The following is a 12,990-nucleotide window of genomic DNA, read 5'->3' on the forward strand; positions in this document are numbered from 1 at the left end:
CGAAGTGAGGAGCCGTATGCGTGAATTGCGCACGTACGGATCTGAGAGGGGTATGGGGCACAATCCGAGAAGGAAAGGCCCCGCCTACTCGACCAGGTTTTTTGCGTAAAGGTGGTTCATTTTGGCGAAAAGCCTGCGATAGTGCAGGAATTTTCACTGAAAATGAACCTGGGCCCCCTGCAGTCGGCGAAAAGCCTGCACAATTGCAGGAATATTTCGTTGCCGGCCGCTTCAACGAGCAAAAAACTGCACTTTTGCAGGCTTTCTTCGCTCGCTACCGCGTGCAGCTCCCAACGCGTGCCATAACCAGCTCGCCTCACACACACACTTCACACACACACCTCCCCCGCGCGCCTCTTCCCCCGCACAGTTTGCGGCGCTGCTCAGCGAGAGGGGGGCTCCCGTGCTTGCAACCCGCAAAAACCTGCAAAAGTGCAGTTTTTTTGCGGGAAGGTGGTTCATTTTGGCGAAAAGCCTGCGATAGTGCAGGAATTTTCGTTGAAAATGAACCTGAGCCCCTGCAGTCGGCGAAAAGCCTGCACAATTGCAGGAATATTTCGTTGCCGGCCGCTTCAACGAGCAAAAAACTGCACTTTTGCAGGCTTTCTTTGCTCGCTACCGCGTGCAGCTCCCAGCGCGTGCCATAACCAGCTCGCCTCTCTCACACACCTCCCCCGCGCGCCTCTTCCCCCGCACAGTTTGCGGCGCTGCTCAGCGAGAGGGGGGCTCCCGTGCTTGCAACCCGCAAAAACCTGCAAAAGTGCAGTTTTTTTGCGGGAAGGTGGTTCATTTTGGCGAAAAGCCTCCGATAGTGCAGGAATTTTCGTTGAAAATGAACCTGAGCCCCCTGCAGTCGGCGAAAAGCCTGCACAATTGCAGGAAAATTTCGTTGCCGGCCGCTTCAACGAGTAAAAAACTGCACTTTTGCAGGCTTTCTTCGCTTGCACCGCGTGCAACTCCCAGCACGCGGTGTTTCGATGCGCAGCCAGGCAGAATGTTCGATCAACTCTGGGGTGTGAGTTACCGGACAGCCTGCTACTGCACTAAGGCTAGAGTTTCATAGATATGGGCAAAAAATGAAATAAAACCGATTATACCAGTAAATAACAATACAAAATATGAATAATTTGTGAATATCATTCAACTAAAATGGACGGGATATGTAAAGGCAACCAAATTCCTCGATCTCGGTTTTCCTCCAATCAACTTCACTGGCTCTTTCAATTGGAATATATTACAGCTAAAGTATTTCAACTGGGTATGTTACCATGTAATAGAGAGTTTGATGTTAGGAGTCTGGCGGGCGGAGTTGCTTAAGTGCCGTGTCGGGGAGGATCGTGACCGCATCTATGCCGCTAACACTGCATAGAATCCGTCATTTCGCATAAATTTACCTTCTACTTCATTCATCGGCGAGACTCCTAGACTGCCAGATTTGTTGTTGTCGTTTATGCATCGTTTATGCATCGTTTTTGCAGCAAAGACCGTTTGAAAACACCATAGAACCGCTTGCGAAGAAAATTTTTCTTCGAAAAACGAACTTGGGAGGCTTTCATCATGAAAAAACAACTTTTGACCTTTGCGCTTGTTCCGGCTATTGCGTTTGGAGCCGTTTCGATTCCGCTGCCTCAGCAGGCTCATGCATCGACTGCAGGACAAATTGTAAGCAGCGTCAGCTTCAGACAAAGTCCTGACGTGAATTCCACCCGTATCCGGTATTTGAAGTCGGGCGAGAAGGTTACGATTATGGAAAAGGTTAATAATTGGTGGTACAAGGTTCAGGATCAGAACGGACGCGTCGGTTATATCAGCACCAATTTGAAATACATACAGACCTCGGGTTCTGTGGTGACGGCGGGGTCTGGCGCGAGTTCGGGCTCTAGTTCCAGCTCAGGCACTGGTACAGGCTCAGGCTCTAGTTCCAGCTCGGGCTCAAGCTCCAGCCCCAGCACAGGCTCTAGCTCTAGCTCCAGCAGCGCATCCGCCAGCGCAAAAGCGCAAAAAGTGATTGCAGCCGGCGAAAAGTATCTCGGCACTCCTTATGAATTCGGCTCCAGCCGTTCCAATACGAGTACGTTTGACTGCTCCGATTTTGTGCGCCAGGCGTTTATCGACGGTATCGGCTTGACGCTGCCAAGCGATTCCCGGGGCCAAGGCAGCTACGTGAAAGCAAAAGGGAACATAAAGACGAACTGGCGCGATTTGCAGCCGGGGGATCTGATGTTTTTCATGGATTATAAAGGGACGAGCGCTTCGAGCTATTCCGGGATCGATAAATCCACGGCAAGGATTTCGCATGTCGGCATATATTTGGGCGACGGCAAAATTTTGCATACGTATTCCGTTGCGAGCGGCGGAGTGAGGATCGATTCGATTGCGGGCAAGCACTGGGAATACCGGTTCCTCTTCGGCGGCAGCGCAATGTAACGAAAACAAAAAGGACAGGCCTCGATAAGATCGGGGACCTGTCCTTTTTATTTGCGCTTCATATTTGTACCGGATCCAGCAGCGGCTTCCAGTGTACGGTAGGTTCAGCGGTTTCTCCGTCAAGGCCGGCAGAGCCGATCCACGGAAAAGGCGTATTTCCTTCGGCAAAATAGTGCTCGAGCAGACAGCGGAAAATAAAGGGCATGGGACGCTGGAGAACTTCCTCCCGCGGTATCCAGAACAGTTCTCCTTCCTGCGTAATAATCCGCGGGCTTACGTCAGTATGGCCTACGTAGAAGAACTGCTGGCGGATTTCCTGTCCGTTCAGGCGAACCAGCACGTACTGCAGATGCAGGTCATCGATTTCGTCGAATTCAATGCCGGTTTCTTCATAAATCTCGCGCAAGCAAGCGGCTTGCGGATCGTTGATTTCCGCAGGCTCCAAATGTCCGCCGACAGCGGCCCACAGCCCCGGGGATAGCGTCCGGGTTAAGGAGCGTTTCATCATCAACAGCTCGTTACGACTATTCCAGAGGAGCGCCGTAGATATCATTCTTAATGTGATCACAAGCAGGGCCTCCTTTATAATAAAACGGCAGGATTTGAAAAGTATTTTCAATTCAGCTTACCATATGGAAGAGGGGGCCAGCAACGGACAAGGAATACCAATCATTTTGCCTATTGCTTCACGTGCTGCAATTCGATATAATGTCCACTAGAAGGGAACATCAGTCTTTCTAGAGAGGACGATTCATTTGACGCCGGAAAGCAAGGAACTATTCGATCCGATGAAGCCAACCGGGCGGGAACGGTACTATTTAATCCGGGAAGATATTTTGCCCGAAGGTGTGCTCAAGACTGTACAGGCGAAAGAATTGCTCGCTCGCGGAGAAGTGAAGACGATTCACGACGCCGTCGAGCAGGTAGGCCTCAGCCGCAGCGCTTTTTACAAATATAAGGATGGTATCCATGCTTTGAGCAAGCTGGAGCGGGAGCGCATCATTACGATTTCTATGGATCTGGAGCATCGCTCGGGAATTTTATCGAGGGTGCTTGCGCTTATTGCTCATTTGGAGGGCAATGTGCTGACGATCCATCAGACGATCCCTCTTCAGGGCATGGCGAACGTGGTCATTTCCGTCGAAACTTCTTCGATGGGCGAAGACACGAATCGGCTGCTTGACCGGCTTCAGGCTCAGGAAGGTGTCAGGCGCGCTGTTATCATCGGTCAGGGCAGTTAAAGACAGAAGAAATTACTCGGGAGGTATTTGGAATGAAACCGATCAAAGTAGGTTTGCTTGGACTGGGCACTGTAGGGACAGGCGTAGTCCGCATTGTTGAAGGCCATCAGGAGGATTTGCTGCGTCAAACGGGCTCTCCGATTGAAATTGCGAAAATTCTCGTGCAAAATAAAAGCAAAAGCCGCAGCATTCCGGTCGATCCGGACAAGCTGACGGAAAACGCCTGGGATGTTATTAACGATCCCGAAATCGATATTATCGTAGAAGTCATGGGCGGCGTAAGCTCGACGAAAGAGCACATTTTAACGGCGCTGGACAACGGCAAGCATATCGTAACCGCGAACAAAGATTTGATGGCGATGCACGGCGCCGAAATACTGGCCAAAGCGGCCGACAAGGGCTGTGACGTACTCTACGAAGCGAGCGTTGCCGGAGGAATACCGATTATCCGCACGCTGGTGGAAGGCTTCTCGTCCGACCGCATCACCAAAATCATGGGGATCGTGAACGGGACGACCAACTATATTTTAACGAAAATGAGCCAGGAAGGCGCCGCTTACGGTGATGTCCTGAAAGAAGCTCAACAGCTCGGTTACGCCGAGGCGGACCCGACTTCCGACGTGGAAGGTCTGGACGCCGCGCGCAAAATGACGATTTTGTCGACGCTTGGCTTCCATGCGAATGTCGCTTTGAGCGACGTTGAAGTGAAAGGCATCTCGCAGGTCAGCAAAGAGGACATTCTTTACGGGAAAAAGCTCGGTTACGAAGTGAAGCTGCTCGGCATTGCCGAAAATCACGACGGCCATATTTCGGTCAGCGTACAGCCGACGATGGTGAAAAGCTCCCATCCGCTTGCTTCTGTAAACGGCGTTTTCAATGCCGTGTACGTGTACGGCGAGGCTGTCGGCGAGACAATGTTTTACGGTCCGGGTGCAGGCGAACTGCCGACAGCGACTTCGGTCGTAGCCGATTTGGTGGCGGTCGTGCGGAATTTGAAGCTTGGCGTGAACGGGCGCACAGTTCCAGGGCCGTACAAAGAGAAGAAGCTGAAAACCGACGAACAGATCGCATCGAAAAACTTTATCCTGCTCCATGTGGAGGATAAAGCCGGTGTGCTTGCGCAAATCACGCAAATTTTCGCCCAGCACGAAGTGAGCCTTGAGTCCGTGTTCCAGCATCCGAACGTGAGCAATCCGAAGGCGGAAATTATCATTATTACGCATGACGCCAATCAGGCAAGCATGAAAAATGTATTGAAGCAGTTTGAATCCATGGACGTCATTCATTCCATCAAAAGCGTGTACCGCGTAGAGGGGTGAATGTTCGTGAACAAGCAAAAAGTGCGGGTTAAGGTGCCGGCGAGCACGGCGAACCTGGGCCCGGGATTCGACTCGCTCGGAATGGCTTTGAATTTGTATGCCTGGATCGATATGGCGATCGCGGAAAAGACGTCTTTTCAGTTGATCGGAGATCAGATGGCGGGCGTCCCGACAGATAAAACGAACTTGATTTACGAAGTGGCGCAAATGGTGTTCAAGCAGGCCGGCGTCTCTCATCCGGAGCTGGAAATTGCGATGTACAGCGATATTCCGCTGACGCGCGGCCTCGGCAGCAGCGCGTCGGCTATCGTCGGCGCGCTTGCCGGCGCCAATGCGCTGATTGGGAACAAGCTCTCAAGCGACGAGCTGTTCCAGATCGCAACCCGCCTGGAGAAGCACCCCGACAATGTGGGGGCGAGTTTGTTCGGCGGGATTGTGGTCGCTTTTTGGGACGGGCAGCGGGCCGAATATATTCGGCTGGAGCCCGATGCGAATTTGGAAGTGCTGGTAGCCATACCGGCGTTCCAGCTTGCCACCGAGAAGGCGAGAAGCATCATGCCGCAGCAGGTTGCGATGCAGGATGCGGTGTTCAACCTCAGCCATTCCTCGCTGCTGGTTGCCGCGCTCAGCACCGGCAACCTGGAAATGATCCGGCACGCCATGAAGGATGCGCTGCATCAGCCTTACCGTGCGCCGCTGATTCCCGGCATGACGACGATTTTGGAGCAGGCCGATCGGCACGGCGCACTGGGCGCGGCGCTGAGCGGCGCGGGGCCGACGATTCTCACGCTGGTCGATGCCCGCAGCGGGCGCAAACAGGAACTGGAGACGTTTTTGAAACAGACGCTGAAAGCCGAAGGTATTGAAGCCGAGACGCTCTGGCTGAAGCCGAGCCGCGAAGGCGTAACCGCCACATTCACGGCTGCCGGCGAACCCGAGCTGCAGGAGTTGATTCATAAGGAGGTAAGATCGTGAAAAAAATCGCCCTCCTGGGGCCGAACACGTTTTCGGAGGAAGCCACCCGCCATTTTCTCGGATCGAAAGAATTCGAATACGTGCCTTTCAAGCTCATTTCCGATGTATTTATGGCGACGGCGGCAGGCGAAACGGATTTGGCCGTCATCCCCATCGAGAACACGCTGGAAGGTTCCGTGCATATGCATGTGGACTGGCTCGTTCACGAAGTGGAACTGCCGATTCGCGCGGAGTATGTGTTTCCGATCGACATGAATTTAATCGGCTATCCGCTGCCTGGGGAGACGCCTGATTCTTCGAATCCGTACGCGCATATCCGCAAGGTGATGTCGCATCACGTGGTGCCTGCGCAGTGCCGAAACTTTCTCAAAACTTATTTGAGCGGGGCCGAATTCGAAATTGTCAGCAGTACGGCCGAAGGGGTCCGGCTCGCAGCTTCGGCACATGATCCGCACGTTGCCGCAATCGGTCCGGCTGTGGCCGCAGTCAATTATGACATTCCTATCCTGCAGCGGGAAATTCAGGACCACAAAAACAACAAGACACGCTTCCTGCTTGTCGGTTCGGAGGCTCCGGAGCTCAAGGCGTCGGAGCGAATGAAGACGACGATTCTGGTTACGCTGCCCGAAGACTACCCGGGGGCTCTGCACCAGGTGCTGTCGGCGTTTGCCTGGAGGCGGATCAATCTCTCCAAGATTGAGTCCAGACCGACGAAGAAACAGCTGGGCAGTTACTATTTTTACATCGATATCGAAGGCTCTATGGATTCCGTGCTGCTGCCCGGCGCCATTCAGGAGCTGGAGGCGATCGGCTGCCAGGTGCGTTTATTAGGGAGTTACCCCAGCTATTCTTTTGAAACCTATATTCCGGAGGTGTAAGTTTCATCATGGCGCAATGGATTTATTTGGACGGTAATTTTGTAAGCAAGGAAGATGCAAAAGTATCTGTGTATGACCATGGCTTTTTGTACGGTGACGGCATTTTCGAGGGAATCCGCATTTACAATGGGAATATTTTCAAATGCAAAGAGCATCTGGACCGACTTTACGATTCCGCAAAATCCATCATGTTGAACATGCCGCTCACCTATAGCGAAATGCAGGATGCGCTGACCGAGACGGTTCGCCGCAACGGGCTTCGCGACGGATACATACGGCTTGTCGTATCACGCGGCGCCGGCGACCTTGGCCTCGATCCCCGCCGTTCCCCGAAAGCAAGCGTGCTTATTATCGTGGAACAGCTTTCGATTTATCCGCAGGAGGCTTACGAGTACGGTTTGAAAACTGTGTCCGTATCTACCAGACGCAATGTGCCGGACGCTTTGAATCCGAAAATCAAATCTTTGAATTACTTGAACAACATTTTGGTGAAAATTCAAGCCAACCTGGCCGGTGTGGGGGAAGCGATTATGCTGAACTCGCAGGGGTATGTGGCGGAAGGATCGTCGGACAACATTTTCATCGTCAAACGCGGCATCGTATATACTCCGCCTTGCTATTGCGGCGCTTTGGAGGGAATTACACGGGCGGCGATCATGGAATTGTGCGTCAAGTCGGGAATTCCGCTCAAGGAGGAGCCTTTTACGCTGCATGACGTGTATGTGGCGGACGAAGTTTTCTTCACGGGCACGGCGGCTGAGGTTATCCCTGTGCGCGAAGTCGACGCCCGCATTATCGGCGAAGGGAAGGCAGGACCGATCACGACTGCGCTGCTTCAACAATTCCGCGGCATTGTAGAAATTGACGGCGTCAAAGTGCTGGATTAACTTTTTTTCACGATTGTCATATTCGCATCCCTTTCGTACGTAAAATCGTGCGAGAGGGATTTTTTTTGTCCGAAAGAAGGTCAAAAGCCTAGACATGTGCATAAACTGTAATGTCATTGTGAAGAGCAGCCGGAAAGGAATCATTGAAGATCAAGCTCTCGATGCAAGTCTTCTAAGAAAACTTTAAGGAGGTAGTGGACTTGAAAATCCATATTGTCAAAAAAGGCGATACCCTGTACGAGCTGGCAAACAAATATCATGTCGAGCTGGATCAGATCATCGCGTTGAATCCGCAAATCACAGATCCGGACAAAATCGACGTAGGGATGAAAGTGAAAATTCCGTCCAAACCGCAGCCGATCCAGCCGCAGGTCGAACATGTGTATAAGCACGTCGTGCAGCAGGGAGATACGCTTTGGAAGCTTGGAAAAGCTTGGGATGTGCCGCTGAACGACATGATCAACGCCAATCCGCAGCTCAAAAACCCGAATGTCCTTATGACGGGAGAAACCGTGTTCATTCCGAAGATGGCGCACCATCATGGGGGACATCACCACGGGGAGCACCATCATTCAGGGGGGTACTCCGGCAAGCCGAGCACCAAGCCGAACACCGAACCGATCAACAAGCCGAGCACGAAGCCAAGCACCGAACCGATCGCCAAGCCCAGCACTGAACCGATTAACAAACCGAGCACGAAACCAAGCACCGAGCCTATTGTTCAGCCGCAGGTCAACAAGCTTCCCGAGGCGAAGCTGCCTATCAACCAGCTGCCGATTTATCAGCCGCCTATCAATCAGCAGCCGGTGGCCCAGGCTCCGATCAAACAGGAGGTTGCACCTCAGCTGCCGGTAAAAGAGAGTCCGCTAAAAGTGAGCCCGGCAGCCAAAGAGCCGGTTATCCAGCCCACCGAAAGCAAAACCAAAACCGAAGCCGCCCAGAAACAATTGGCTTCCGAAAATTATCCGATGACTTCTACCAAAGAAGGTCCGCTGCACACGGAGAGCGAGCTCGGCCTGCACGAACCTTATACGCCATCGGTTCATCCATTCCATCAGTACCATATCGAGGCCACGGAAGTGTTTGCCAATCCCGGTTCCGCAGCTGTGGAAGCTTCGGGCTACCCGGATTCGTCCGAATATCCGCAAGCGCCTGAATACGAAGCGCCGGTCATGCCGTGGGAAGGCGCTCATCACGCGCCATGGGGCGGAGCGCACGAAGCGCCGTGGGAAGGCGCTCATCCGGCGCCGTGGATCGGGGCGCACCAAGCGCCGTGGGAAGGAGAGCAGGCAGCGCCGTGGAGCGGAGGGCACCAAGCGCCGTGGGAAGGAACGCAGGCAGCGCCGTGGAGCGGAGGGCACCAAGCGCCATGGGAAGGAGAGCAGGCAGCGCCGTGGATCGGGGCGCACCATATGCCATGGGAAGGAGAGCAGGCAGCGCCGTGGATCGGAGCGCACCAAACGCCGTGGGAAGGAACACAGGCGGCGCCATGGAGCGGAGGCCAGCAAGCGCCATGGGAAGGGGCCCAAGAATCCCCATGCGCAGGCGGCGTACCCCAAGCACCATGGGAGGCAGTGCAGCCGGCGTCGTGGGAAGGAACGCAGGGAGCGCCATGGACTGACGGGCATCAGGCTCCTTGGGGCGCTTTTCCTTCGCAGGTGCATGCCGCGCAGCTTCCTGTCAGCCATGGAGGCTGCGGCTGCGGGGAAGGGCAGCCTGGAGCAGAGCCCTGGCAGGCTTATCCGGCGGCAGCACCGTCCTACCATCCGACGGCGGCCATGCCGATTGCCGCTCCTTACGATATGTACCCGGCGGAGGGCTTTCCTTACGGCGGCGAAGACAATTTGCATCCGCACATGCACCCGCATATGCACCCACATATGCACCCGCATATGCATCCGCACGGCGTAATGCCTGCTTATGGTATGCCTTACCATGCTCCGTATGAGAGTCCGTATGAGGCGCCTTACGAGACGCCTTACGAGACGCCTTATGAGGCTCCGATTCTTCCGCAAGTTCATACGCATGTATTACCGGAAGAAAAAGGCATGGAGGACACCGTCGAATTGGATTACCGGTCAAGCAAAAGAAGCGGCAAAACGGGAAAATCCGGCTCCGGCGCAGGCAGCATGAGAAAAGCCAAAACGTCCGGCATCCGATCCGTTCAAACGTTTTTGAAAAAACAGCAGCGGCGAGCGGAAAAGCCGGAGTCCAAACCTAACTTGCCCTGGATTAACGTATAGCAGGCACTAGACTCTCGTCCTTGATGGACGGGGGTTTTCCGTGCTTTTACCGGCATCAAAAAAAAGCAGGATACGGCGGCAAGAGCCGCTATACCTGCTTTTTTCATTATTTTGCTCAGGCGAGCATCCCGATCGTGAAAAATACCATAAGTCCGACAACGAAATTCATGCCCCACTTTTTACGCAGAAGCTCGCGTCCGCGGTGCAATCTTGTTTTGACGGTCGTCACCGGAAGATTGAGCTTTTCGCTAATTTCCTGCAAGGAAAGTTCTTCCAAATAATAGAGTATAATGATGCTTTTGTATTTGTCGGCCAGCTTGTTAATGGACCTGTGAACGTGCTCCTGAATTTCCGTCTGCAGGACGGCGTGCTCCGGAGACTGGTCTTGGCTCGCCAGCTTGCTGTAATAGCTGTAGTCGTCGTCCTGATCATTCAGTTCGGCATCGAGGGATTGAACGGGCTTTTTCTTGCGCAGCAGGTCGATGCACACATTTTTGCCAATCCGGTAAATCCAGGTGGAAAACTTTTGGCTTTCGTCGTAATGATTCAAATTCAAATATACCCGGATAAAAGTCTCCTGTACGATATCCTCGGAATCAGGTTTGTTGTGCAGCATACGATAAGCAAGCTTTTGAATTTTGGTACGGTACAATTCCACCAATTCTACAAAAGCGTTTCTATCGCCGGTCCGCGATAATTGTATTAGTTGAAGTTCTGCCACATTCATGCTGTTCCCCTCCTCAGCTCTTTTCCAATATATATCGATTTCATTCAGTTTGTATGAAAAAAGTTTACCTACATCTGACTATATCATTTCTACGGCTACAGTCAAATATCTGTTAACGCAAACGGCCTGATTTCCGATATTTTGGGAATAGTTAGGATAATTTTCCTTCAAAGATGTCGGGAACGAGACCGTTGTCCCGCTCTTTCTTACTATGGTAAATGATGTATAGCCCCCGATGCAAATGGAAACAATACCAGAAAAACGAGAATGAAGGGGATTTGGGTGAATGTACAAAGCTTCTTAAAACATTTGAAACGCAAGCTGCGCTGGAAACGAGGCTGGATCGCTCTGGGAATGCTGATCGCGCTCTGCACGGCCGGATATATGATCCATGCCGCAGGGCTGTGGCCGGAAGCGGGCGGCGGCACCGTGGCGCGCATGACTTTGGCGCCGGCGAATCAGGAAGAAGAGGACGCCAAACTTAAGGAAGCGATCGCGAAGCTGAGAGGAATTACGGACAGCAGGGAAACGTATTTGCTCAAATCCTACGTCTGCGGGGAAGAACTGCAGAAGCTCGGCTTGCGCACATCGGATCAACTGGTGACGGAATTAATGAAGAACCCGAACTGGACGTTCAGCTTGAATGCGAAAGGAGAAGTGACGTTCACCGAGCAGATCGACGATCTGTCTCCCGAATGCAAGCAGAAAGCGGTTTTCAGTGTCGACGAAAGCGGCAATCTGTCCCTGTTTCAGGGAACGCCGAGCAAGGAGAACGTCATCAGGACCTTTTTTCAGCTGAACATCCGCCAACTGGAGAGCAGTCTTCCGCAGGAAACAGTCAAGCAGCTGCACGACGGAATCCGGATTACAGACATGGAGGAATACAACAGCGTGCTGTCGACTTTCAGCGATTATGCGGTGGAGGAAAGCGAGAGAGCGATGTTCAATCAATAACGGACGAGTAGACGAGGTAGGCAAGGGCGCATCGGCCCGAGTCTATCTCTTTTTTTTGTTATCTGCTATAATGGGGAATGATACATATGTTCGCTTTTTTGGGATGGGAGAGACAATATTGTGCGCATTCTGGGTATCGATCCGGGGATCGCAATCGTAGGTTTCGGATTTATCGATAAAATCGGCAGCAAGCTCGTCCCGGTGCAGTACGGCTCCATTCAGACGGAAGCCCACACGGACCCTGCGCTCAGGCTCAAGGATGTCTATGATGCGACGAGGCAGCTGATCGAGAAATACAAGCCGGATGCAATGGCGATTGAGAAATTGTTTTTTAACCGCAACGTGACGACGGCGTTTACAGTCGGACAGGCGCGGGGCGTCATGATTCTCGCAGGCGTTCAGGCGGAGCTGGCAATCGCGGAATATACGCCGCTTCAGGTCAAACAGGCTGTGGTCGGATACGGCAAGGCGGAAAAGCATCAAGTGCAGGAAATGGTCAAAATGTTTCTGAAGCTCCAGGCTGTCCCTAAGCCGGACGATGTTGCGGATGCGTTGGCCGTCGCCATCTGCCATGCTCATTCTTCCACCATGCAGACGATGATAAATAATAAGGTCGTGAAACGATGATCGATTTTTTAAGAGGAAAAATAGCGCATCGCGAAAGCGATTATGCGGTCGTTGACGTGCATGGCGTCGGCTACCGGGTATTTTGCCCGAATCCGTACGCGCTGCCGCACAAAGACGGCGAGGACGTCACATTGTACACCCACTATCATGTGCGCGAAGATGCCCATCTGTTATTCGGCTTTACTTCCCGCGAAGAGCAGTCGTTGTTCCGTCTGCTGCTTGAGGTTACAGGGATCGGCCCGAAAGTCGCGCTGGGCATACTGGCCGGCGGCGGCAGGCCGGAAACCGTCATTGCGGCGATCAGCCAGGAAAATCTGGCGTTTTTGACGAAGCTGCCGGGCATCGGCAAGAAGACGGCGCAGCGGATTATTCTCGATTTGAAAGATAAGCTCGGCCAGGTTTCGTTTTCCGACAGCCTGGAGACATCCATCGGCCTCGGATTGCCGCATAATCAGGGTTCCGGCGAAGGCGGGGGCTCCTGGTCGGAAGCGAAGGAAGCGCTTATGGCCCTGGGCTATACGGAAGGGGAGACGGACCGGGCATGGGCAAAAATCAAGCCGAAAGCGAAAGAGTCGGATTCCGTGGACGTCATAATGAAGCTTGCGCTGCAAGCGTTGTATACGATGTAAAGGCGGAACAACCGCTCTATTCTGGATTGAAAAATAGTAGGAGGATACCCCGTGGATAATGACCGGATCATTTCCGCTCATTT

The 12,990-nt window shown here is 53.0% G+C and carries 13 protein-coding genes; 11 read left to right on the forward strand and 2 right to left on the reverse strand.

The genetic code is table 11. From position 1 onward, the window contains the following. The first annotated feature begins 735 nt into the window (after positions 1 to 735). The gene (locus tag AC6RNO_RS30325) at positions 736 to 912 is read left to right on the forward strand and encodes a hypothetical protein (RefSeq protein WP_497107792.1); all 177 of its coding nucleotides are present in this window, start codon (positions 736 to 738) and stop codon (positions 910 to 912) included. A gap of 645 nt (positions 913 to 1,557) precedes the next feature. Continuing rightward, complete coding sequence (locus AC6RNO_RS30330) at positions 1,558 to 2,427, forward strand: NlpC/P60 family protein (RefSeq protein ID WP_497107793.1); 870 nt, start codon at positions 1,558 to 1,560, stop codon at positions 2,425 to 2,427. Positions 2,428 to 2,485: 58 nt separating this feature from the next. On the opposite strand, the gene AC6RNO_RS30335 is transcribed toward AC6RNO_RS30330, so the two are convergent. After that, positions 2,486 to 2,995: an NUDIX hydrolase gene (locus tag AC6RNO_RS30335; RefSeq protein WP_474680402.1), complete on the reverse strand. Its 510-nt coding sequence runs from the start codon at positions 2,993 to 2,995 to the stop codon at positions 2,486 to 2,488. 220 nt (positions 2,996 to 3,215) lie between these two features. Here AC6RNO_RS30335 and thrR point away from each other — a divergent pair, with 220 nt between their 5' ends. The 6 genes from thrR to AC6RNO_RS30365 all read left to right on the forward strand — a co-directional run bounded on the left by thrR (position 3,216) and on the right by AC6RNO_RS30365 (position 9,970). Next, positions 3,216 to 3,668, forward strand: coding sequence for a transcriptional regulator ThrR (gene thrR / locus AC6RNO_RS30340; protein WP_474680696.1), 453 nt, complete (start codon positions 3,216 to 3,218; stop codon positions 3,666 to 3,668). Positions 3,669 to 3,700: 32 nt separating this feature from the next. After that, positions 3,701 to 4,987: a homoserine dehydrogenase gene (locus tag AC6RNO_RS30345; RefSeq protein ID WP_497107794.1), complete on the forward strand. Its 1,287-nt coding sequence runs from the start codon at positions 3,701 to 3,703 to the stop codon at positions 4,985 to 4,987. Further along, a complete protein-coding gene (gene thrB, locus AC6RNO_RS30350; RefSeq protein ID WP_474680400.1) occupies positions 4,988 to 5,962 on the forward strand; it encodes a homoserine kinase in 975 nt (324 codons plus the stop codon). Next, a complete protein-coding gene (gene pheA / locus AC6RNO_RS30355; protein WP_474680399.1) occupies positions 5,959 to 6,840 on the forward strand; it encodes a prephenate dehydratase in 882 nt (293 codons plus the stop codon). The genes thrB and pheA overlap by 4 nt, the downstream gene beginning before the upstream one ends. Positions 6,841 to 6,848: 8 nt before the next feature. After that, positions 6,849 to 7,727 carry a branched-chain-amino-acid transaminase gene (gene ilvE, locus AC6RNO_RS30360; RefSeq protein WP_497107795.1) on the forward strand — a complete coding sequence of 293 codons (879 nt, stop codon included), beginning with the start codon at positions 6,849 to 6,851 and terminating at the stop codon, positions 7,725 to 7,727. A gap of 200 nt (positions 7,728 to 7,927) precedes the next feature. Next, on the forward strand, positions 7,928 to 9,970 hold the full coding sequence (locus tag AC6RNO_RS30365) for a LysM peptidoglycan-binding domain-containing protein (protein WP_497107796.1): 2,043 nt from the start codon (positions 7,928 to 7,930) through the stop codon (positions 9,968 to 9,970). 115 nt (positions 9,971 to 10,085) lie between these two features. Here the strand turns inward: AC6RNO_RS30365 and sigW are convergent, their stop codons facing one another. Then, a complete protein-coding gene (sigW, locus tag AC6RNO_RS30370) occupies positions 10,086 to 10,697 on the reverse strand; it encodes an RNA polymerase sigma factor SigW (protein ID WP_474680396.1) in 612 nt (203 codons plus the stop codon). Between the two features lie 282 nt (positions 10,698 to 10,979). Between sigW and AC6RNO_RS30375 the strand changes: the two genes are divergently transcribed. The 3 genes from AC6RNO_RS30375 to ruvA all read left to right on the forward strand — a co-directional run bounded on the left by AC6RNO_RS30375 (position 10,980) and on the right by ruvA (position 12,907). Continuing rightward, a complete protein-coding gene (locus AC6RNO_RS30375; protein WP_488434575.1) occupies positions 10,980 to 11,651 on the forward strand; it encodes a BofC C-terminal domain-containing protein in 672 nt (223 codons plus the stop codon). Between the two features lie 120 nt (positions 11,652 to 11,771). Then, positions 11,772 to 12,278 (forward strand): crossover junction endodeoxyribonuclease RuvC, encoded by a 507-nt coding sequence (gene ruvC / locus AC6RNO_RS30380; RefSeq protein ID WP_474680394.1) that lies wholly within the window; start codon positions 11,772 to 11,774, stop codon positions 12,276 to 12,278. Then, a complete protein-coding gene (gene ruvA / locus AC6RNO_RS30385; protein WP_497107797.1) occupies positions 12,275 to 12,907 on the forward strand; it encodes a Holliday junction branch migration protein RuvA in 633 nt (210 codons plus the stop codon). Before ruvC ends, ruvA begins: the two co-directional genes overlap by 4 nt. Positions 12,908 to 12,990 lie beyond the last annotated feature (83 nt).

Source organism: Paenibacillus sp. sgz302190, assembly GCF_059820445.1.

Coding starts and splice junctions, on each gene's coding strand:
- AC6RNO_RS30330 (WP_497107793.1), top strand. CDS start 1,558: ATGAAAAAACAACTTTTGACCTTTGCGCTTGTTCCGGCTATTGCGTTT.
- thrR (WP_474680696.1), top strand. CDS start 3,216: ATGAAGCCAACCGGGCGGGAACGGTACTATTTAATCCGGGAAGATATT.
- AC6RNO_RS30345 (WP_497107794.1), top strand. CDS start 3,701: ATGAAACCGATCAAAGTAGGTTTGCTTGGACTGGGCACTGTAGGGACA.
- thrB (WP_474680400.1), top strand. CDS start 4,988: ATGTTCGTGAACAAGCAAAAAGTGCGGGTTAAGGTGCCGGCGAGCACG.
- ilvE (WP_497107795.1), top strand. CDS start 6,849: ATGGCGCAATGGATTTATTTGGACGGTAATTTTGTAAGCAAGGAAGAT.
- sigW (WP_474680396.1), bottom strand. CDS start 10,697: ATGAATGTGGCAGAACTTCAACTAATACAATTATCGCGGACCGGCGAT.
- ruvA (WP_497107797.1), top strand. CDS start 12,275: ATGATCGATTTTTTAAGAGGAAAAATAGCGCATCGCGAAAGCGATTAT.